At 31.9% G+C, this 20,067-nt stretch carries 22 protein-coding genes; 13 read left to right on the top strand and 9 right to left on the bottom strand.

The window, feature by feature from the left end; genetic code table 11:
- Nucleotides 1–150 precede the first annotated feature (150 nt).
- The gene (locus tag FNW17_RS15585) at nucleotides 151–723 is read left to right on the top strand and encodes a glutathione peroxidase (RefSeq protein ID WP_144072142.1); all 573 of its coding nucleotides are present in this window, start codon (nucleotides 151–153) and stop codon (nucleotides 721–723) included.
- Nucleotides 724–987: 264 nt separating this feature from the next.
- Here the strand turns inward: FNW17_RS15585 and FNW17_RS15580 are convergent, their stop codons facing one another.
- Both FNW17_RS15580 and FNW17_RS15575 read right to left on the bottom strand, forming a co-directional pair.
- Nucleotides 988–1,938 (bottom strand): tRNA dihydrouridine synthase, encoded by a 951-nt coding sequence (locus FNW17_RS15580; protein ID WP_144072141.1) that lies wholly within the window; start codon nucleotides 1,936–1,938, stop codon nucleotides 988–990.
- A gap of 205 nt (nucleotides 1,939–2,143) precedes the next feature.
- Entirely contained in the window at nucleotides 2,144–2,641 is a 498-nt protein-coding gene (locus FNW17_RS15575; protein WP_143390171.1) for a GNAT family N-acetyltransferase, read from the bottom strand.
- A 158-nt stretch (nucleotides 2,642–2,799) separates the two neighbouring features.
- Between FNW17_RS15575 and menD the strand changes: the two genes are divergently transcribed.
- From menD to FNW17_RS15555, 4 genes are all read left to right on the top strand, one after another.
- On the top strand, nucleotides 2,800–4,461 hold the full coding sequence (gene menD / locus FNW17_RS15570) for a 2-succinyl-5-enolpyruvyl-6-hydroxy-3-cyclohexene-1-carboxylic-acid synthase (RefSeq protein ID WP_144072140.1): 1,662 nt from the start codon (nucleotides 2,800–2,802) through the stop codon (nucleotides 4,459–4,461).
- Between the two features lie 92 nt (nucleotides 4,462–4,553).
- Nucleotides 4,554–5,915, top strand: coding sequence for a cytochrome ubiquinol oxidase subunit I (locus FNW17_RS15565; protein WP_143390169.1), 1,362 nt, complete (start codon nucleotides 4,554–4,556; stop codon nucleotides 5,913–5,915).
- Nucleotides 5,916–5,924: 9 nt separating this feature from the next.
- A complete protein-coding gene (gene cydB / locus FNW17_RS15560; RefSeq protein WP_143390168.1) occupies nucleotides 5,925–6,962 on the top strand; it encodes a cytochrome d ubiquinol oxidase subunit II in 1,038 nt (345 codons plus the stop codon).
- Between the two features lie 231 nt (nucleotides 6,963–7,193).
- Nucleotides 7,194–7,415 carry a helix-turn-helix domain-containing protein gene (locus FNW17_RS15555; protein ID WP_144072139.1) on the top strand — a complete coding sequence of 74 codons (222 nt, stop codon included), beginning with the start codon at nucleotides 7,194–7,196 and terminating at the stop codon, nucleotides 7,413–7,415.
- A 441-nt stretch (nucleotides 7,416–7,856) separates the two neighbouring features.
- Here FNW17_RS15555 and FNW17_RS15550 read toward each other — a convergent pair whose 3' ends face one another.
- The 4 genes from FNW17_RS15550 to FNW17_RS15535 form a co-directional block, all read right to left on the bottom strand.
- A complete protein-coding gene (locus FNW17_RS15550; protein ID WP_144072138.1) occupies nucleotides 7,857–8,216 on the bottom strand; it encodes a hypothetical protein in 360 nt (119 codons plus the stop codon).
- 72 nt (nucleotides 8,217–8,288) lie between these two features.
- Nucleotides 8,289–8,735: a hypothetical protein gene (locus tag FNW17_RS15545; protein ID WP_144072137.1), complete on the bottom strand. Its 447-nt coding sequence runs from the start codon at nucleotides 8,733–8,735 to the stop codon at nucleotides 8,289–8,291.
- Nucleotides 8,736–8,782: 47 nt separating this feature from the next.
- Nucleotides 8,783–9,034 carry a hypothetical protein gene (locus FNW17_RS15540; RefSeq protein WP_144072136.1) on the bottom strand — a complete coding sequence of 84 codons (252 nt, stop codon included), beginning with the start codon at nucleotides 9,032–9,034 and terminating at the stop codon, nucleotides 8,783–8,785.
- 711 nt (nucleotides 9,035–9,745) lie between these two features.
- On the bottom strand, nucleotides 9,746–10,987 hold the full coding sequence (locus FNW17_RS15535; RefSeq protein ID WP_144072135.1) for a helix-turn-helix domain-containing protein: 1,242 nt from the start codon (nucleotides 10,985–10,987) through the stop codon (nucleotides 9,746–9,748).
- A gap of 504 nt (nucleotides 10,988–11,491) precedes the next feature.
- Between FNW17_RS15535 and FNW17_RS15530 the strand changes: the two genes are divergently transcribed.
- On the top strand, nucleotides 11,492–11,686 hold the full coding sequence (locus FNW17_RS15530) for a helix-turn-helix domain-containing protein (protein WP_144072134.1): 195 nt from the start codon (nucleotides 11,492–11,494) through the stop codon (nucleotides 11,684–11,686).
- Between the two features lie 913 nt (nucleotides 11,687–12,599).
- On the opposite strand, the gene nusG is transcribed toward FNW17_RS15530, so the two are convergent.
- Together nusG and FNW17_RS15520 are read right to left on the bottom strand one after the other, a co-directional pair.
- A complete protein-coding gene (nusG, locus tag FNW17_RS15525; RefSeq protein WP_144072133.1) occupies nucleotides 12,600–13,067 on the bottom strand; it encodes a transcription termination/antitermination protein NusG in 468 nt (155 codons plus the stop codon).
- A 30-nt stretch (nucleotides 13,068–13,097) separates the two neighbouring features.
- A complete protein-coding gene (locus tag FNW17_RS15520; protein WP_144072132.1) occupies nucleotides 13,098–14,495 on the bottom strand; it encodes a nucleotide sugar dehydrogenase in 1,398 nt (465 codons plus the stop codon).
- 542 nt (nucleotides 14,496–15,037) lie between these two features.
- Here FNW17_RS15520 and FNW17_RS15515 point away from each other — a divergent pair.
- The 7 genes from FNW17_RS15515 to FNW17_RS16405 all read left to right on the top strand — a co-directional run bounded on the left by FNW17_RS15515 (nucleotide 15,038) and on the right by FNW17_RS16405 (nucleotide 19,594).
- Nucleotides 15,038–15,466, top strand: a complete 429-nt coding sequence (locus FNW17_RS15515) for an adenylyltransferase/cytidyltransferase family protein (RefSeq protein WP_144072131.1) — start codon at nucleotides 15,038–15,040, stop codon at nucleotides 15,464–15,466.
- The gene (locus FNW17_RS15510; protein ID WP_144072130.1) at nucleotides 15,463–16,467 is read left to right on the top strand and encodes a mannose-1-phosphate guanylyltransferase; all 1,005 of its coding nucleotides are present in this window, start codon (nucleotides 15,463–15,465) and stop codon (nucleotides 16,465–16,467) included. Before FNW17_RS15515 ends, FNW17_RS15510 begins: the two co-directional genes overlap by 4 nt.
- Before the next feature lie 16 nt (nucleotides 16,468–16,483).
- Nucleotides 16,484–16,825, top strand: coding sequence for a phosphomannose isomerase type II C-terminal cupin domain (locus FNW17_RS16690; RefSeq protein WP_144072129.1), 342 nt, complete (start codon nucleotides 16,484–16,486; stop codon nucleotides 16,823–16,825).
- A 34-nt stretch (nucleotides 16,826–16,859) separates the two neighbouring features.
- Nucleotides 16,860–17,198, top strand: a complete 339-nt coding sequence (locus FNW17_RS15500; protein ID WP_144072128.1) for a hypothetical protein — start codon at nucleotides 16,860–16,862, stop codon at nucleotides 17,196–17,198.
- 79 nt (nucleotides 17,199–17,277) lie between these two features.
- The gene (locus FNW17_RS15495; RefSeq protein ID WP_144072127.1) at nucleotides 17,278–18,231 is read left to right on the top strand and encodes a GDP-L-fucose synthase family protein; all 954 of its coding nucleotides are present in this window, start codon (nucleotides 17,278–17,280) and stop codon (nucleotides 18,229–18,231) included.
- Between the two features lie 61 nt (nucleotides 18,232–18,292).
- The gene (gene gmd / locus FNW17_RS15490) at nucleotides 18,293–19,387 is read left to right on the top strand and encodes a GDP-mannose 4,6-dehydratase (protein ID WP_144072126.1); all 1,095 of its coding nucleotides are present in this window, start codon (nucleotides 18,293–18,295) and stop codon (nucleotides 19,385–19,387) included.
- Between the two features lie 51 nt (nucleotides 19,388–19,438).
- On the top strand, nucleotides 19,439–19,594 hold the full coding sequence (locus FNW17_RS16405) for a hypothetical protein (protein ID WP_185965313.1): 156 nt from the start codon (nucleotides 19,439–19,441) through the stop codon (nucleotides 19,592–19,594).
- A 270-nt stretch (nucleotides 19,595–19,864) separates the two neighbouring features.
- Here the strand turns inward: FNW17_RS16405 and FNW17_RS16445 are convergent.
- The coding region (locus FNW17_RS16445) for a hypothetical protein (protein WP_218043875.1) at nucleotides 19,865–20,067 on the bottom strand (203 nt) is incomplete at its 5' end.

Here is a 20,067-nt window from a genome sequence, read left to right as displayed (position 1 = left end):
ATCGTTTAACAAAAACCAGCTACGGTTAACTTTCGAGTAACACGATACCTCGAGGCTCTGCCTCGGGGTAATTCATTATTATAAAAACTTTAGGAATCGTTTTAGTGTTTAAAAAATCATTTTAACTAATTTTATAAAAATTTTAATCCAATGAAGAACTTATTCATTTATGCCCTTGGTTTACTGCTTATTTGGAATTGTCAAGGCCAAAACAAACCCACTAAAACGGTTGCAACTATGGAAAAACAAACCATTTACCAATTTAAAGTGGAAGATTTAACGGGAAAAACATTCGATTTTGCTTCTTTGAAAGGAAAAAAAATAATGATTGTAAACACCGCATCTAAATGTGGATTAACGCCACAATACAAAGATTTAGAAGCTTTGTACAAAGAATATGCGTCGAAAGGATTGGTAATTGTAGGCTTTCCAGCCAATAATTTTGCCTCACAAGAACCGGGAACCAACGAAGAAATTGCCACTTTTTGCCAACTCAATTATGGTGTAACTTTCCCAATGATGGACAAAGTTTCGGTAAAAGGAGATGATATGTGTTCCGTTTATCAATTTTTGACCAACAAATCTAAAAACGGATTACAAGACAGTGAAGTACAATGGAATTTCCAAAAATACCTTCTGAACGAAAAAGGAGAATTGGAAAAAGTGATTTCTTCACGTACATTACCTAACGATCCAGAAGTTTTGAATTGGATTAAGGGATAGTATTACAGAAGGCAGAAGGCAGATTTCAGATAGCAGATTTCCGACGACAGATTTACAATTCCAAAATCTGTCGTCGGAAATCTTTTTTTTTCTGGCTACTGCTAACTGCCCAAAGTAATTACGTTAAGCTTTATTTGTCATTCTGACGAAGGAAGAATCTCGTGTTTGTTGCTCACGTTTGTTGAGATTCCTCCTTCGTCAGAATGACAAAATCATCGACAAAACCCTTTAACTTAATGACTTCTGCTAACTGCAACCTGCAATCTAAATTTTCTCATTCTTAAAAATGCTCGCCACAGCCGCTTCATAATTCCGAATGCTCTGTGCTTTTTTGATTAGTTTCAGCACTTTATGCGGATTCGAAAAAGTCGCCGAAAAGTATTCCCATAAATGGTACATCTTCAATAAAATATGGGTTTGTCCCGATAAGGATTCGCTATAAATAGCATATAAAGTATCGTGAAAAGCACTGAATAATTCCATTTTGTTCTTGGGATACTCAGAATTATTATTTCGTATCATATTAGGTAAAAAAGGATCAGAAATCAATCCTCGACCAATCATCCAGTGGTCTATTGACGGGAAGCGTTCCTGCATCTCGTGGAATTTTTTCACCGAAGTGATATCGCCATTGTAATACAGTTTGTGTTTGCTGTTGTCAACACATAATTGGAAAGCATCCAGATTGACTCCGCCTTTGTAGAGTTGTTTGCCAATTCGGGCGTGAATGGCAATGTTTTTAAGAGGATAATTATCCAATATAGGCAAAACATCCAGGATTTCTTCGGTTGTATCATAACCCAAACGCATTTTCATCGAAACAATAATATCCGATTCAGTATGCGCTCTGTCCAGAATATGATTGATTTGTTCTGTGTTTTTAATCAGTCCCGAACCCATTCCAGATTTCGTAACCATTGGATACGGACAACCTAAATTCCAGTTCAATTCTTTATAACCCAATTCCCGAACATATTTGGCAACAAATAAAAATTCATCGGCATCGTTCGTTATCACTTGTGGAATGACCTCTAAACCAACATTGTTTTCGGGTAGTAAATCTCGTTCGTAGGAAGCTTTAATTTCCAACTTTCCGTTCAACCGAATGTAAGGAGAATAAAAAGTATCGATTCCTCCAAACAACTTGCTTTGGGCATTTCGAAATCGAAAATCGGTAAATCCTTGTAAGGGAGAAGAAAGAAGGGTGAAGTTCATGATATTGATAAAGGGGCAAATATACTGTTTTAGGCTTACGATTTCCGTTACTTAACTCAATTATATTATTTACAGCTTTTGTCATTCCGACGAAGGAGGAATCAAATAGAGTGAGCAACTTATGAGATTCCTCCTTCGTCGGAATGACAACAAAACCAACAAAATCAGTAGTAAAGAAATGCTATAAATATTAGAATTAAGCGTTTTACTCCAAAATCAATTGCATAAAAACAGAATCCAACCAACGGTCAAATTTATACCCCGATTCCTTGATGATTCCCACGGTTTTGAAACCAAATTTCTCGTGAAATTCCACGCTGCTTTGATTTTCGGCATCGATAACGGCTATCATAGTATGGAGTTTTTGTTTTCGGGCTAAAGTAATGAGTTCTTCAAGCAACAGTTTGCCAATACCATTACCGTGAAAATTTTCATTAACATAAACCGAATGTTCGACCGTAAATTTGTACGCTTCCCGAAATCGAAACTCGCTGTACATTCCAAAACCCACAACAATTCCGTTAAATTCCGCAACAATCACGGGAAAATTTTTGCTTATTTTTTCTTCCAAAATGTTTTTCTGCTGCTCATAACTTCTAATGTTGTAATCATACAAAGCAGTCGAATACAAAATGTTGTGGTTGATTATGTCTAAAATAGCTTGTATATCTTCCGTTTGGTAGTCTCTTATCTTGATTTCCATTCCTAAAATTATTTCTCTCCAAAAGTATGAAAAAGTTGTGCTATTTAGGGGAATTCGATTAGCAAGTTTGTAACTTTGCTTTTCAGGTTTTTAGGTAAAGGTACCAACTTCTAACTTCTAACTTCTAACTTCTAACTTCTAACTTCTAACTTTCAATAATGGTTTATCCCAAAATACCTCTTGCGCAAAGTATCATCCAGATTTGCCTTGCCAAAGGAATCAAAAACATAGTAATTTCTCCCGGTTCAAGAAACGCTCCTCTAACCATAGGTTTTGTAAGCAATCCCGAATTCAACTGCTACAGCATTGCCGACGAGCGTTGCGCCGCTTTTTTTGCACTTGGAATCGCCCAACAAATCCAGAAACCAGTTGTGGTGGTTTGTACTTCGGGTTCGGCATTGTTGAATTATTATCCCGCTTTTGCCGAAGCTTTTTACAGTCAAATTCCGCTGATTGTGATTTCTGCCGATAGACCTCAAAGCAAGATCGACATTGGCGACGGCCAAACCATTCGTCAGGAAAATGTATTCAAAAATCATTCGTTGTACAACGCCAATTTAACCGAAGAAGTGTCGGTTGAAAATGATTTGAAAATTAATAAAGCAATTCATAAGGCTTTTTACAAAAAAGGTCCAGTTCACATCAATGCGCCTTTTGAAGAACCATTGTACCAAACGGTTTCTAAATTGGATGTCGATGTGACGATTTCGGCTTTCAATAAAAAGAATCATAAAATATCGATTGACGAAATAATTGAATTTACCAATATTTGGAACAAATCCAAAAAGAAATTAATTCTTGTTGGCGAAAACAGACCCAATGAAATTGATAGCGATATCATTGATTTTTTTGCCAAAGACGAGTCGGTTGTGGTAATGACAGAAACCACTTCTAACCTCTATCATCCTACTTTTTTAAACAATATCGACACTATAATTACGCCTTTTACAAAAAAAGAATTCAAGAATTTTCAACCGGATATTCTGGTTACTTTCGGCGGAATGGTGGTTTCCAAAAGAATAAAAGCCTTTTTGCGACAATACAAACCAAGGCATCATTGGCATATTGATACTTTGAGAGCCTATGATACTTACGGTGTTTTGACCCAACATTTCAAGATCAATCCCAATCCATTTTTTAAACAATTTTTGCCTTTTACCATTCCGATTAGGAGCAATTATTTTTCGACTTTCGATAAAATTTCGGCTTTGCGAGAAAAGAAACATCAGGAATATTTAGCCAAGATTCCTTTTTCGGATTTTAAGGCTTTCGAGAAAATAATTCCATCCTTGCCCGAAAATTCTATGTTGCATCTGAGCAACAGTTCGGCCATTCGATACGCACAATTGTTTGATATTAATCCTACGATTCAAGTGTTTTGCAATCGCGGTACCAGTGGCATCGACGGCAGTACTTCTACAGCAATTGGCTCGGCTGTTGCCAATGATAAACCAACGGTTTTGATTGCTGGAGACATTGGTTTCTTGTACGACAGCAACGCTTTGTGGAACGAATACACACCCAAAAATTTCAAGATTATCCTCATCAACAATGGAGGTGGAGGGATTTTTAGGATTTTGCCCGGACACGAGGAAACGCCTGTTTTTAATAAATTTTTCGAAACTTCGCATTGTCTGACCGCTGAACAGTTGGCCAAAATGTATGGTTTTGAATACAGTATTGCCAGTAACGAAGCTAGTTTAGCATCGAGTTTGGAGGCTTTGTATGCTCAAAATGAAAAGCCTAGTATTCTGGAAGTTTTTACTCCAACATTGGAAAACGACAAAATATTGTTGGAGTATTTCCGAGAGTTGGTGTAGCTTTTTTTTGTTTTTTAATTAGTACTTATTTAACAAGTGTTACAATTTCATTCTGATTATTGTTAACTAAATTTGATGTAAAATTTATTATTATGGACGTTGAAATATTAGCTCGAATTCAGTTTGCTTTCACGATTGCCTTCCATTATATCTATCCGCCGTTAAGCATAGGAATTGGATTGATAATGGTTATTTTTGAAGGCCTTTACCTCAAAACAGGAAATAAAGAGTATGAAATTCTAACCCGCTTTTGGATTAAAATCTTCGCCTTGACTTTTGGAATTGGCGTGGCTACCGGAATTATTATGGAGTTTGAATTTGGGACCAATTGGGCGGTCTATTCCCGCTATGTGGGAGATATTTTTGGAAGTGCTTTAGCAGCAGAGGGGCTTTTTGCTTTTGGCATGGAAAGTACTTTTCTAGGAATATTACTTTTTGGATGGAATCGGGTAAAACCTTGGGTGCATTTTGTTTCCACTTTGGGTGTGTTTTTGGGTTCGATGTTCTCCGCCGTTTGGATTGTAGTGGCCAATTCTTGGCAGCAAACTCCAGCAGGTTATCACATTGTGGGAACCGGATTGAGTGCTCGTGCCGAAGTAACCGATTTTTGGGAAATGGTCTTCAATCCTTCCAGCGTAGATAGAATCATTCACACTTGGCAGGGTGCAATTTTGGCGGGAACCTTCTTGGTTTTGAGTGTTCATGCTTATTACATTCGAAAAGGACGTTATGTAGAAATATCTAAAAAAGCATTCAAAATTACTTTGGTCGTGGCTACCATTTTTTCACTCACACAATTGCTTTCAGGGCACAGTTCTGCAGATGGAGTTGCAGTAAATCAACCGGCGAAATTGGCCGCAATGGAAGGACATTTCAAGAAAAATTCTCCAGCCGATTTGTACCTCTTAGGTTGGGTCGATAAAGAAAAACAAACGGTTACAGGTATAGGTATTCCAGGTGGTTTGTCGTTTTTGGTACACCAAGATTTTAAAGCTCCCATAAAAGGATTGAATGACTTTCCAGTCGAAGATAGGCCGAGCCAAATCAATGCCGTTTTTCAGTTTTATCACATTATGATTGCTATTGGAATGGCATTAATCGGACTCACACTTTACGCCAGTTTTCTATGGTGGCGTGGAAAATTATTCGAAACCAAATGGCTGATGTGGATTTTTTCCTTCTCGGTGATTTTACCTCAAATCGCCAACCAAGTAGGCTGGTTTTCGGCCGAAATGGGAAGGCAACCTTGGGTAGTTTATGGTTTATTGCGAACTAGCAAAGCTTTTTCTCAGGAAGTATCATCCAATCAAATTATGTTTTCATTGGTCTTGTTTACCGTTGTATATTCGTTGTTATTGGTTTTGTTTTTGTATTCGGTGAACAAAAAAATAAAACACGGACCTTACGATGAAGAAAAAGAAAAAGAGCCATCAAAAATTATAATAAACATTTAATCAAGGCATATGGAAACTTTTTTAGGAATAGATTATCCAACGCTATGGTATTTAGTTATTGGTTCATTGTTTTCGGGTTACGCTATTTTAGAAGGTTTTGATTTTGGTGCAGGAGCTTGGCATTTGTTTTTCAGGAAAGACTTAAGCCGCAGAATCGCCATCAATGCCATTGGCCCCATTTGGGATGCCAATCAGGTTTGGTTAGTGATTGGTGGAGGTGCATTATTTGCTGGTTTTCCGGTGATGTATGCCACAATGTTATCGGCAATGTACATTCCGTTTATGTTATTTTTGATGTTCAATGTACTGAGAGCAGCCGCTATCAAATTCAGAAGTGCCGAAGAAATGCCTTGGTGGAGACTATCTTGGGATATTATTTACAGTGTTTCCTGCATTATGATTGCCTTTTTGTTGGGTGTTGTTTTAGGAAATATTTTGCAAGGTTTCGCTTTGGGACCTAATTTTAGTTATAAAGGAGGCATCTTTTTTTCATTCCTGAATCCTTATGCCATTATGGTTGGGTTTACCACGCTTTCTATTTTTATGACTCAAGGAGCCATTTTTCTCTTATTAAAAACCGAAGGAAGATTGCACGCCCGATTGACTTTTTTGTTAAAGAACGGAATGGTGTTTTTCATCATCAGTTTCGGAATTACGACACTTTATACTTTAGTTTTTATTCCTGAGGTAACGGCAAATTTCAGGGAAAATCCGCTTTATTTTGTGGTTCCAGTATTGTCTTTTTTGGCTGTGGCCAATGTGCCTCGTTTGGTTTCTAAAAAACAATATATGAAGGCCTTGGTGTTTTCCTCTTTGACAATGGCGTTTTTACTGATTCTAGTGGCTTTGCAATTGTATCCAACGCTTTTAATTTCGACCATCGATCCCAAATATAGCGTGACGATTTACAATGCGGCTTCCTCCCAAAAATCATTGGGAATTATGCTGACCATTGTGGCGATTGGTGCCCCTTTATTGGGAGCCTATTTTTTCTTTTTGTACCGAACTTTTAACGGAAAAGTGACATTGGACGATACAAGTTATTAGGTTTTGCGATAAAACTGTAAATCGTCAGCAAAAAGTAGACTGATTTAAACCTAAACTATGAGAGTGTTCTAAAAAATAAATTCAATAGTGAAATTAAAAGTATTAATTATTCCTTATTAAGGAATAATTATAACTTGATTTGAATTTCTTTATTGCAAATGGTTGTAATTTCGCATTATTATTTTATGCATTTATTGTTACGATGATATATAATTCGATAATCAAATATAAATGAACCCAATTTTTTACAAAAATATAAAAACAATCAGAGAATTGAAAAACTTAACTAGAGAATATGTAGCTGATTCACTTGCAATGAGTACAAGTGGTTATGGGAAAATTGAAAGAGGTGAGGTAGATTTAACTATTTCTAAATTGATTCTTATTGCAAAAGTGTTAGAAGTAGATGTAGACTATATCTTTAAATTTAATGTTTCTAATTTTTTTAAATAGTTAAATTAATAAGATATTTTTCACTATTTATTTTTTTTAAGTGTATTCAATTAGTTTATTCCTACTTCTAATTTTAGCTTTTGGTTTAGAATATTTTTTTCATACCGTGGAATAACGATAAGATTTAAATCTGTACTTAATTTAACATATATATTATCGCCTTTATTAAAAAAAGCCTCGGGCATAATATAAAAGACATTAGCCGATATAAATTCAATTCAATCTTGGTGCCTCAATTTTTGAAATTTAATTATTGGTAGTATAGATTTTTAATTGGCTCACTATATTAAAAACTTCTTTTATTAATTTTTTTATAATAGGTTAAATTTTATTATTGTTTTATACAATTAAAATTTTCAATATTTTTCAATAATATAAATTTTAAGTTTTGGACACATGGATATTATATTAATTGTGATTCAATGAGCTATAATAGTATTGTTATGCGTCAGCTTGTAGTAGTGGTAATTCAGAACCTACTAAAGCGAAATATATGTTTTGAAATTGATGTACATAATTTATTCCTATAAGGACAGAACCGTCAAAACACACTAAGTAACAATCGCCAATTTTTTTTAAATTAATTCTTGTCCAGTTTTGCCAACATCCACCTAACTCAAACTCAAAATTAGATTTCAAAAGCCATTTATCAGTCAACTGTATTGGATTTATATTACAACAATAAGTGCTTTGATAAAAACCATCGCCAGAATAATACACTTCATCAATGCTGTTATCCAATTGTTCTATTTTTCCTAAATCAACTAAATTTCCTATTCTTAATTCGTTTATATTTATCATAATATTATATTTTAAAAGTTAAAAATCCGAACGCATAACAGCTGTTTCAATATACTTGCGGATTTAGTGGAATTACGTGCTATTATCATAAATCCGTTCAACCAAAACTACTCTGCTATCAAATCCGCAAGCATCTTGAAGCAGCAGGACGATATGCATGGCTAATTCTTGAGCATCCTTTTTTAGTTTTTTCTTGACTTTAATATTTATGAAAAAATTCTTTTTTATTAAAATGAAACTATATTCGAATTCTTTAAAATAGAAAGTTATTATTATAAGAATAATGGAAGAAGTTATAATCATTAATTGAATAAAATTGGATAAAGTATTATTTTTTACAAATAGTATTAAAAAAACAGCTAGTAAAAAGGCAATAAAGTTGATATGGTACATTTGTTTTTTGACAAAAGTGATTCTTACTAAATTAATTATATTTATTGTTTGTTTTCTTTGGTTTATAATTAAAGTAAGTCCTTCCTTATTAAGTTCTCCAAAATCATTTTTATAATCATTAATCATTATTTGTATTTTTTTATGAAAAGTTTACCGCTTAAGATAATCGATATTTAAACTTCAAGTGTACAAAATTCATTATTCAAAAATTTTTCAATTATGAATTCATCATCATCCGCTTTTTTGATTTTTAGAGAACTACTTTCCCCATAGCATGTAACTAAAAACTTTTTACAATTTAAATCTAATTTTAAAATTAAAAATCCAGCTGATATACCAGTAGATAAAACTTCATTGTGAGTAATACTTTTACTGAATATTACAGGTGTTTTGTTTTCGGTAATTATATATTTTAAAATTTTCATACTAGTTTTTATTATACCCTAAAAAATGAAACACCTATTTTAATTATAAATCAATTACTGTCTAAAATGTCGCCAGTAATTGATTTTTAAAAACTCATTAAATTGAACATCAATATGAATTGAAATGATTATTTAATGTGTATTAATAAAAATGTTGCAATTTTTAATTTTTAGTATTAAAACAAACATACATATGCCTTTCCCCAAAAGGTTTTTATCAATACTTTAACTGAAATATTATTACAATTAATTAATGTAATATTAAAGTAGCGTTGGGTCTTTTGGAGTAATAAAAAGTTGTAATTATTCCTTTTTTATGCTTATAGCTCCTATTTTAGGATTAGAAATTCGGTAAAAAAATTATTAAAAATCGAATAAACTAACTCGTGGCAAAGCTCTTGAAGTAGTAACAAAATAACAGCCAAAGACATACATTTTTTTTAAATATTTTTTAGTGAGTAACACAACACAAATCAATAGAATTAGTAATCTGTGGAAAAAAAATCGAAACAAAACTTCGTGAATTAAACGCAAAGAGATTTAAAAAAAAAGAGTGTATAAATCATAAAAGTTTTTATGGGTGGTTTTACTCGAAGATTCCATCATTATTTTACTATAAAATTAGAAGGTGCAAAAACTTGCCTATATTTGTTTTATAACTCCTTTACGACTATTCTATAAATTTTATACTTAATCCTTAGGTGTTCTATGTTAATTTGGAATTTTGTGGTTAAATTTATTCTTTTGAATAATAGGCAAATCTCTTGAAGCTATTCCATTAGCCATATAATTTAATGGATTTTCACCTGTATATCCCTTAAAACTCCTATAAAAAGGGTCGTAAGAAGAAAAACCAACCCTTTTACTTAAGCTGCTCAACGTATTCTTTATTAAAAAACCATTGTCAATTAATTTCTTTGCTTCAATTATACGTATTGTATTTTTGAAATCGGTGAAGGAAATTGTACAATGGTATTTAAAAAAATAGTTCAGTCTGTTTTTAGGGATGCATAACTTATATGCTAAATCATCAATATTTAAATTTGATTTTAAGAAAAAATCTTCTTCAAATACTAAGTGTTCTATTTCTTTGACGTAAATAAAAAAACTGTTTTTTATTGTTTTTTCTAATTTTTTATCTTGTACACTATTGGGAATTCTATTGGGGGTTTTATTCCAAATGGAGTCAAGAATTATTTCAGGGTATTTAAGATCGTTTATCTTTTTTTCTAGTATTTTCATACCAAATAAAAGTTCTGGGGATGAAATTATTTTTAAACAAATTAAAATACAGCATAAACTAGCTATAATTTGAAAATAATAAATATATAGTCCTGAATTAGAATTTCCTAAAATAAATATTATATAAATGAATTTTAGTGGGCCAATTAAAACAATTGAATAGATAAACTTTGACCATTGAATGAGTATGAGCTCGTATTTTATTGATAATCGATTCTTTTCTGGTTTCCAAAGGGTTTTTGAAAGTAATCTGAAACTTAGATAGGCATAGTAACTTGCAAATAGAAGATGATTGAGTTGTATTAAATATTCTTTTATAGAAGCAGATTTTATTGGAATAATAAATAAAAGTAATTCAATAAAAATTATAATAGAGATCGGTAAAAAGATGTTTTTTGTTGTTTCTTTCCATGAAAAACTATAATCTAAGTTAGTAAGTTTTTTTAAATAGGTATATAGTATTGGTAATAATAAAATACTAGCGTTAGCTGTATCATTTAATTTATTAAAGCTAGAATTAGTATTAATTAAAAGAAATCCAACTATTATTTGTTTCGAAGAGAAAAAAAATAAAGGCACAATAAAATAAATATTCAAAACTAAATTTGATTTTTTAATTATTAAAAACAAAACACAAGTAAACAAACCAATAATTCCAGAGAGTATCAAAAAGGAATTAATAAAAATCGGTAAAAAAAATAATTTATTCATATAACACTGTTTTTATTGACTTTAAAGAGGTAAAATAAAATGCCCAACTGAACAAATTTAATTTAATTTAATTTTTACTTTATGAATAAAGAGTTTAATAGAAAATAAATACTGATAATTTAAAATTTATTTAAAACAATGGATTACAAATTCGCTACGCTGATTTGATTTTAATTTTGTATCATAGTTGTTTTGGTATTTCCCATCGCTATTTTAATCAAAATTAATATAATTCGTTTTTAATTGATTTTTAGTTCTGCATTTTTGCATTTCCTTTCTATAATAGTCTCCATATCATATTGTCACATTTTTTTCTTAATACTTATGGTATTGTAAATTGCTGTTTATAGTTAGAAATTTGTATTTTTTAATCAATAGTTTTCAAATATGTAATTTTTAATTAAAAGATAGCTATCTGTGATTAAAACCTCCTTTTTTTTTTAAAGTTATTTTTAGTTTTTTTTATTATTATATTTTTGCTAGAACCTATTAATATACCCAATTATGCCGTATACTAACATTAAAGAAATTCGAGAACAAAAAGATCTGAGTGCAGAATATGTAGCCATACAATTAGAAATCTCTAAAAATGAATATGATAAAATTGAGAGCGGTTTGGTAAATCTAAAATTATCAAAACTGGATCGATTAGTTAAAATTATAGGAGTCAAAATGAGTGATCTTCAATTTACATCGTAATGAAGTAGGGCGTCCATTTCTTGTGTAGGGTGTTAAACTGATTTATTTGATAGAGACATTAATTCGAAATAAGTCTCTAGAACTTAATGAGACAAAAATCCATCAAAATGTGTTTCTTTTAATCTTATAAACTCCTATTCGTTTATAATTGACTAATTATGGGCTAAAACTGCTTTTTGAAGTTTAAGATTAAAAGTAATTTTTCACTTGAAGGATTATTTTTAAAAAAAATAGGATTAAAAAACTAGCTTTAAGTAAGTCGAAAGTTTGAAAGTCGTAAAGTCAAAAGGCTCAATGTTAATAAAACCGATTAAAAATCAAGTCATTGTTTACTTTTATACCATTTTAAAATACGACATTATTTCGTTTTTATTACTTAGATGATTTTACTACAAAATTAATAATAAATATCCCTATGCTTTATATCTAATAGAGATAATGGGGGTATAATTATTGAAAACGACAATTCGAGTATTTTTTGTACAGTAAAACGGAACAAAACTTCTCGATACGCTTCGCACTCCAAGTGACGTGTATCGAAAATCGATTTTAACAAATTTTTATTGTTCTCGATTTGATTTTCTAAATGAAAGAGTAAATAGAACAGAAATAGTATTAAAAATCCTCGAACCTTTTTTTTGTTTAGTCTACCCCTCAAAAAACTTTTACAGACGGATGTAATAATTCCTCCTAACAGTTTTAATAGACCCAATAAGTGATGTTGTTGTTATGATATTCATCAATTTGTTTTACAGGAAATTCAATTAAAAAATAAAGTTAATTTTAATTCATACTACTTTATAAAGAAGAGGCTCCACTTTGATAAAAAAGTGGAACCCACGTTCTTAATGAATATTTTTTTTAGGATTGTTTCTGCACTCTAATTAGATTCCTCTATTATAAAAGAAAATACTTATGCTAGATGTTCTATTTTTAATATACATCCTAGTGATTCTAGCACTAAAATATAATGTTTGTTGGTTATTTCTTTAATAATTGCATTTTGATCTAAAAATGGGCTGGAATTTAATTTTATGGTATCTCCAACTTTGTGTTGTGAAACAGATATGTCTAATTTATCTCCTTTCGCTATCCAATCTTTTATCGTGTTAATTTCATTGTCTTTTACAATTGCATGTTTTCCTAACCAAAATAAATAGCGAATTACACCTGGAGACCCAAAGACTAAATTTCTATCTTTCTCTGCTAATTGAACAAAAACGTAGTTATTAAAAAGAGGGACAACTACCTTTTTTTTTCTGTCGGAATATTGTTGAACCTTATTTACAAGGGGACAAAAGCAGTTCACTCCAAATTTTAGTAATTGATCTGAAACTCTTTTTTCCCATTTCGGTTTTGTATATACTACATACCAATTCATTATTTTTATATTTAGAAGTGACACTTATTTTTAAGTTCCAATTTCGTGATATACAAAACCTATTTTTTCTAGTTCGGACTTATTTAATAAATTTCGACCGTCAAAAATAAAAGCGGGTTTTTGCATTGAATCATAAATTCTTGCCCAATCATAAGTTACAAATTCGTCCCATTCTGTTAGAATTGCTATTGCATGTGCTCCAGCGCAGGTATCATAAGGATTGTCGAATGAAGCTACATTTTTTGAGTTTTCTTTATAAGTTCTGGATTCTAAATAATCCAAATCGGATAAAATCTTTTTTCTACTTACTTTAGGGTCATAAATGGCGATTTGTGCTTGCTCATTAATTAAATCATCGGCTACATATATCGCTGCTGATTCTCGGCTATCGTTAGTGTCTTTTTTGAAAGCCCAACCTAAAAACGTTATTTTTTTACTAGCAACGGTATTGTACAGCGTTTGAACAATTTTATTTGAGAATCTTTTTTTCTGGTGGTCATTCATTATAATTACTTGTTCCCAATAATCAGCTACTTCATTCAGACCATAGGATTTTGCGATATACACTAAATTTAGAATATCTTTTTGAAAGCAAGAACCGCCAAATCCTACAGACGATTTCAGGAATTTTGGACCAATTCTAGAATCCATTCCTATAGCTTTAGCCACTTCGTTAATATTGGCTCCTGTTTTTTCGCAAAGTTCTGATAAGGCATTTATAGAGGATATCCTTTGTGCTAAAAATGCGTTGGCTGTTAATTTTGACAATTCCGAAGACCATACATTTGTAGTTAGTATTTTATCAATAGGAACCCAATTAGCATAGATGTCGACTAAAGTTTGAATTGCTAATTGACCTTCTTTAGTTGTTTCACCGCCTATTAATATTCGATCTGGGTTAAGTAAATCAGAAACTGCAGTACCTTCGGCAAGAAATTCAGGATTTGATAAAATTTCAAACTGAACACCATTACCTGTATTTTCAAGAATGCTTTTTATGGCTTCGGCAGTTCTAACAGGAAGTGTTGATTTTTCAACTACAATTTTATTGTCTTTAGCTATTTTAGCTATTTGTCTTGCACATAATTCTATATATTTTAAATCAGCTGCCATACCTTTGCCTTTCCCATAGTTTTTAGTAGGAGTGTTTACTGATATAAATATGATTTGTGCTTCATCGATTGCTTTTTCTACATCGGTGGAGAAAAATAAATTTTTTCCTCTTGCTTCACTTACTATAGCACTTAAGCCAGGTTCATAAATTGGGATTTTTGTTGCATCATCGTCATTCCAAGCTGCGATTCGCTCTTCATTTAAATCGACTACTGTTACTTTAATATTGGGACACTTTTGTGCTATAACGCTCATTGTAGGACCTCCTACATATCCTGCACCTATGCAACAAATATTAGTAGTTTTTGAATTCATAATTTATTTATTTTTTCTGTTATTTTTTTTATTTTATAAATGTATATTTAGAATTAGATTTTAGAGGTTTATAATTTGTAAATATTGTACTATATTTATAGGTCATATATGACTTAGAACTTCGAAAATCAAAATGTAAATTTAATTCCTCCAGAGACTATATAATTGTCATTTCAGTAACTTTTATTCCTTAAAAAGACTTTTTAACCACTAAATGATTAGTTTTTTTTAAGCTTGACTTATAATTTTGCATATGTAAATAACAGTAATTGTAGAGCATTATTGGTTTATGTTGTAGAGAAAATATTGATCTTATGGTTTTGTTTAAAAGCTATTTAATTAAATTACAACAGTCTGAATATTAAATTTTTGTTCTATAATAAAGATATTTTTTTTTTTTTGGATAGATACTATGTAACTATTTACGGGGAACCCCTGCTCAATTGAGAATAAAAACCACTATTTATTTAAATTTATATTTTTTTGAAATTATTCAAATCGTCGAATAATAATCAATCTCACTAAATTAAAATTTCACCAAGATGAAAACTGCAATAACATTCAGTGCTTTTGATTTGCTACATGCAGGTCATATTAAAATGCTAGAAGAAGCCAAAGCGAATTGTGATTATCTAATTGTAGGATTGCAAACGGATCCAACACTTGATCGTCCAGAAAAAAATAAACCAACACAAACTGTTGTTGAGCGATACATACAGTTAAAAGGATGCAAATTTGTGGATGAAATTGTTCCTTATGCTACCGAACAAGATTTGGAAGATATTCTTAAATCTTTTCAAATTGATATGCGTTTTGTAGGCGATGAATACAAAGACAGAGATTTTACGGGTAGAACCTATTGTGAAGAAAAAGGAATCGAGTTGTATTTTAATTCCCGTGATCACCGTTTTTCGAGTAGTGGTTTACGAAGAGAAGTTTATCAAATAGAACTTTTAAAAGAAAAAAAATGATTTTAGATAGTAACATAACCCATGTTGTTTTAACTGGTGGAGTTGGTAGTAGATTATGGCCGCTTTCTCGCAAAACCCAACCAAAACAATATTTAGAGTTGTTTGATGGTAAGTCTTTATTTGAAATGACGGTCGAAAGAAATAAAACGATAGCCGATAAAGTATTAATTGTTGGTAATATAGATAATTATCACCTTAGTCGTGAGGTGATGGAAAAATTCGACATTTCTCATTCATATATAGTTGAATCAACACCAAGAAATACTGCAGCGGCAATTGCCTTTGCAGCTTTTCAATCTCACCCTGATGATATATTAATAGTTACTCCATCAGATCATATAATAGAAGGCGAACTGCCTTATAAACAAACATTACATCGGGCAATTGAGTTGGCTAATAAAAATTTTTTGGTCACTTTTGGCATCAAACCAACAAAACCAGAAACAGGTTATGGTTATATTGAATTTGAAGGGGAAAACGTATTAGCCTTTCATGAAAAACCGAATTTTGAAAAAGCTAATCTTTTTTTAGAAAAAGGGAATTACTATTGGAATAGTGGTATGTTTTGTTTTAAAGCAGGATTGTATTTGGCCGAACTTAAAAAGCAAGAAATAGAGGTGTATAATAAATCTAAGATTGCATGGGAATCTAGTGTTTCGGGACAACTTGATTATGATTTATCGCTTCAAATACCATCTATAAGTGTTGATTACGCAGTAATGGAACGTAGCAAAAATATAAAAGTCGTGCCTTCTCATTTTGAGTGGTCTGATTTAGGTTCTTTTGAATCGGTTTATGATTATTTGGTTCAAACTGGTCATCCGGTAGATGCTGGTGGTAATATAGTTATAGGAACTAATACATTTACTTCCTTTGTTGGAGTTGAAAACTGTTTGTTGGTGCATACACAAGATGCGTTATTAGTACTTCAAAAAGAAAGTTCGCAAGACGTAAAACAAGTCTATCAAAAATTAGAACTTATAGATTCACCATTAATTTAAAATAAAATCTCTCATAATGGAACATGATATAAGACCGTGGGGACCATATTGGGTATTAGATGTTGCCACAATGCACAAAGTAAAACGAATATTGGTCGAAGCAAAGGGGCGTTTGTCCTATCAATACCATCATCACCGTTCTGAAGCTTGGACAATTGTTTCGGGTACAGGAACTATTACTTTAGATGGTATTGTTAAGGAATATAAAGTTGGGGATACAGCAATTATACCACAAGAGGTAAAGCACCGTATCGAAAATCCTTTTGATGAACCTTTGGTTTTTATCGAAGTGCAATACGGCTCCTATTTTGGCGAAGATGATATAGTTCGTATAGAAGATGATTATCAAAGGGCTTAGTACAAGTTAATGTTAATTCTAAAACTATTTTATAATGATTACTGACTTAGAATTTGAAAAAGCGTTAACTATTATTATGTCTTATCAATTGCAATTTGATGAAAGTTTAAAAAAACAAATAAATGCTAAGAGTAAAAAAATTAATATTAATGACAATATAGGGGATTCTACTTTTAGAGTACTTCAGAGTTATTTTTTGAAAGAGTTTAATACTGAGCTCGATAGGAAAGATCTTTTAGCTCTAGATGTTACTTTATTGAAATTGATTGATTACGATATTCTTAAAGGGTATAGGGGGTTTGGTACATCACGATTGTTTAATTTCAAAAAGCTTATGGTTTCCCATTCTATTATTAATAAAGAAGAATTGTAACAGTAATAAATTTTTACGTCTAATTAATCGTTTTTAGTTTTTAATTTGAACGTAGAGCATTTACTATTATATAAAAAAAATGATACTAAAAAATTCAACAATTTACATAGCAGGTCACAACGGAATGGTAGGCTCTGCCATCTGGAGAATACTAACATCAAAAGGATATAGCAATCTTATAGGAGTTTCTAGTAAAGAACTCGATTTAAGAAAGCAAAAATTAGTTCGTGATTTTATCCGAAAAACAAAACCCGATGTTATTATTGATGCTGCAGCTAAAGTAGGCGGTATTTTGGCTAATAATAATTTTCCATACCAGTTTTTGATGGAAAATATGCAAATTCAAAACAATCTTATTGATGCGGCACATCAATTAGGAGTTGATAAATTTATTTTTTTGGGTAGTTCTTGTATTTACCCCAAATTAGCACAACAACCTTTAAAGGAAGAGTATTTGCTAACGGATAGTTTGGAACCCACAAACGAATGGTATGCTTTAGCAAAGATTTCTGGAGTAAAAGCATGTCAAGCCATTAGAAACCAGTTTGAAAAAGATTTCGTGAGTTTGATGCCCACGAATCTATATGGTACCCATGATAATTTCGATTTGACCAGTTCTCATGTATTGCCGGCCATGATACGCAAGTTTCACGAAGCCAAACTCAATAATAATGCAGTAGTAGTACTTTGGGGAAGCGGCACACCTATGCGCGAATTCCTTTTTGTAGATGATATGGCTGCTGCTGTTGTTTTTGCCTTAGAAAACGAACTTCCAGATTATTTATACAATGTGGGTACGGGCATAGATTTAACCATCAAGGAATTAGCCCAAATCATACAAAAAATTGTAGGTCACCAAGGCGACATTATATGGGATGACACCAAACCCGATGGTACTCCACGAAAATTAATGGATGTCTCTAAGATGCAAGCATTGGGATGGAAACACCAAGTGAATTTGGAAGAGGGAATCCAGAAAACATACGATTGGTTTTTGGAGAATGTGAAAGAGATTAAAGAAGTGAAAATGTAGATAATGGGTTAATCGGTTATAAAACATTTAATCGAATTAGAAATACAAATATTAAAAACATATGAGCACAAAACAAAAAGTAGCCCTTGTTACTGGAATAACAGGTCAAGATGGTTCTTATTTAGCCGAATTATTACTCGAAAAAGGGTATCTTGTTCATGGTGTAAAAAGGCGTGCCTCTTCTTTTAATACTCAACGTATCGATCATATCTACCAAGATCAGCATGAAAAGCAGGTTGGTTTTAAATTGCATTACGGCGATTTGACCGATTCTACTAATATTATAAGAATTATTCAAGAAGTACAACCAGATGAAATTTATAACCTGGGCGCGATGTCTCACGTAAAAGTTTCTTTTGATTCTCCTGAATATGTAGCCAATGTGGACGGAATAGGTACCTTAAGAATATTAGAGGCTGTACGAATTCTTGGTCTTGAAAAGAAAACTAGAATCTATCAAGCTTCTACTTCAGAATTGTATGGAGGGTTGGCAGAAAACAAAAATGCAGCAGGATTCTATGATGAGTATTCTCCATTTTATCCGCGTTCGCCTTATGGTGTTGCCAAAATATATGGTTTTTGGATTACTAAAAACTACCGTGAAGCATACAATATTTATGCGTGCAACGGAATCTTGTTCAACCACGAATCGCCAAGAAGAGGTGAAACCTTTGTTACTCGAAAAATTACTATGGCCACCGCAGCTATTGCTTTAGGAAAACAAGATTGTTTGTATTTAGGAAACTTGAACTCACAAAGAGACTGGGGACACGCCAAAGATTATGTAGAAGCCATGTGGAGAATCTTGCAACAAGATGTTGCCGAAGACTATGTCATTGCAACGGGAGTCACTACCTACATTCGTGATTTTGTGCGCCTTTCTTTTGCTGAAGTAGGAATAGAATTGGCATTCGAAGGAAAAAATGAAAATGAAATTGCCACTATAAAAGCTTGCAATCATTCTGATTATCAGTTAGAAATAGGTAAAGTTATAGTACGAGTTGACCCGCAATATTACCGACCTACCGAAGTAGATTTGTTGATTGGCGATCCAAGTAAATCGAAAAAACTGGGTTGGGAACCTCAATATGACCTTGCCGGATTGGTAAAAGAAATGGTGGCCAGTGATCTGGAAATCTTGAAAAGAAGTAGATAAGGACGGTTCAAAGCCGCAGGTAAACCCTAACTAACCCTTAATTATCCTCTTATGCAAGCGGCCCATCGTGTAGCCAAAAACACCCGTGTTTTATATGCCCGGATGGCCATTACGATGTTCATTTCCTTGTACACCACAGTTTTAGTATTGGCAGACTTGCCGAAAGACATCATGCAAAGTGATTTGAAATTGATGCAAAAAGACTAGCATTTAAAATATGGCGGGTATTTACCCTGAATTATTTCGAGTAAAAAATAGAACTATGAGCAAATTAACCAATCTATATTACCAATTAAAAAAGTCATAAAGTAATTTTTTAATTGTTTTAATTCGATTTATATTAATCAAACTTTTTAAAAATAAATTATTCCTTTTACATCAGAGTGTTACCATTAAAGGTATCAAAAATATTGAGGCAAGAGAAGTTATTAAAGTTGGTATAGATTATGTTGGATTTATGCTCAAAACAGATGAGACTTACTTGAATATAAAAGGCAAATTAATCATTAAAGATAGATATTCTATAGGTAGGGGTTGTAGATTTGATATTGGAGAAAAGGCTATTGTATCAATTGGTTCTGGTGGATATATTAATTGTAATACAAATTTAATCAAAAGAATTCCTCGAGGCTCTGCCTCGGGGTCATAAGTAAAAAAGATTAGTACATTTGTTTGATGAG

The organism is Flavobacterium franklandianum (assembly GCF_007097365.1).
Taxonomy (GTDB): Bacteria; Bacteroidota; Bacteroidia; order Flavobacteriales; family Flavobacteriaceae; genus Flavobacterium; species Flavobacterium franklandianum.
Note: the sequence above shows the minus strand (reverse complement) of the source record. Positions and strands in the feature narration are given on the sequence as shown.

Excerpts from the sequence above, each read along its gene's own strand:
- FNW17_RS15585 (WP_144072142.1), top strand. The coding sequence starts at position 151 with ATGAAGAACTTATTCATTTATGCCCTTGGTTTACTGCTTATTTGGAAT.
- FNW17_RS15580 (WP_144072141.1), bottom strand. The coding sequence starts at position 1,938 with ATGAACTTCACCCTTCTTTCTTCTCCCTTACAAGGATTTACCGATTTT.
- FNW17_RS15575 (WP_143390171.1), bottom strand. The coding sequence starts at position 2,641 with ATGGAAATCAAGATAAGAGACTACCAAACGGAAGATATACAAGCTATT.
- menD (WP_144072140.1), top strand. The coding sequence starts at position 2,800 with ATGGTTTATCCCAAAATACCTCTTGCGCAAAGTATCATCCAGATTTGC.
- FNW17_RS15565 (WP_143390169.1), top strand. The coding sequence starts at position 4,554 with ATGGACGTTGAAATATTAGCTCGAATTCAGTTTGCTTTCACGATTGCC.
- cydB (WP_143390168.1), top strand. The coding sequence starts at position 5,925 with ATGGAAACTTTTTTAGGAATAGATTATCCAACGCTATGGTATTTAGTT.
- FNW17_RS15555 (WP_144072139.1), top strand. The coding sequence starts at position 7,194 with ATGAACCCAATTTTTTACAAAAATATAAAAACAATCAGAGAATTGAAA.
- FNW17_RS15550 (WP_144072138.1), bottom strand. The coding sequence starts at position 8,216 with ATGATAAATATAAACGAATTAAGAATAGGAAATTTAGTTGATTTAGGA.
- FNW17_RS15545 (WP_144072137.1), bottom strand. The coding sequence starts at position 8,735 with ATGATTAATGATTATAAAAATGATTTTGGAGAACTTAATAAGGAAGGA.
- FNW17_RS15540 (WP_144072136.1), bottom strand. The coding sequence starts at position 9,034 with ATGAAAATTTTAAAATATATAATTACCGAAAACAAAACACCTGTAATA.
- FNW17_RS15535 (WP_144072135.1), bottom strand. The coding sequence starts at position 10,987 with ATGAATAAATTATTTTTTTTACCGATTTTTATTAATTCCTTTTTGATA.
- FNW17_RS15530 (WP_144072134.1), top strand. The coding sequence starts at position 11,492 with ATGCCGTATACTAACATTAAAGAAATTCGAGAACAAAAAGATCTGAGT.
- nusG (WP_144072133.1), bottom strand. The coding sequence starts at position 13,067 with ATGAATTGGTATGTAGTATATACAAAACCGAAATGGGAAAAAAGAGTT.
- FNW17_RS15520 (WP_144072132.1), bottom strand. The coding sequence starts at position 14,495 with ATGAATTCAAAAACTACTAATATTTGTTGCATAGGTGCAGGATATGTA.
- FNW17_RS15515 (WP_144072131.1), top strand. The coding sequence starts at position 15,038 with ATGAAAACTGCAATAACATTCAGTGCTTTTGATTTGCTACATGCAGGT.
- FNW17_RS15510 (WP_144072130.1), top strand. The coding sequence starts at position 15,463 with ATGATTTTAGATAGTAACATAACCCATGTTGTTTTAACTGGTGGAGTT.
- FNW17_RS16690 (WP_144072129.1), top strand. The coding sequence starts at position 16,484 with ATGGAACATGATATAAGACCGTGGGGACCATATTGGGTATTAGATGTT.
- FNW17_RS15500 (WP_144072128.1), top strand. The coding sequence starts at position 16,860 with ATGATTACTGACTTAGAATTTGAAAAAGCGTTAACTATTATTATGTCT.
- FNW17_RS15495 (WP_144072127.1), top strand. The coding sequence starts at position 17,278 with ATGATACTAAAAAATTCAACAATTTACATAGCAGGTCACAACGGAATG.
- gmd (WP_144072126.1), top strand. The coding sequence starts at position 18,293 with ATGAGCACAAAACAAAAAGTAGCCCTTGTTACTGGAATAACAGGTCAA.
- FNW17_RS16405 (WP_185965313.1), top strand. The coding sequence starts at position 19,439 with ATGCAAGCGGCCCATCGTGTAGCCAAAAACACCCGTGTTTTATATGCC.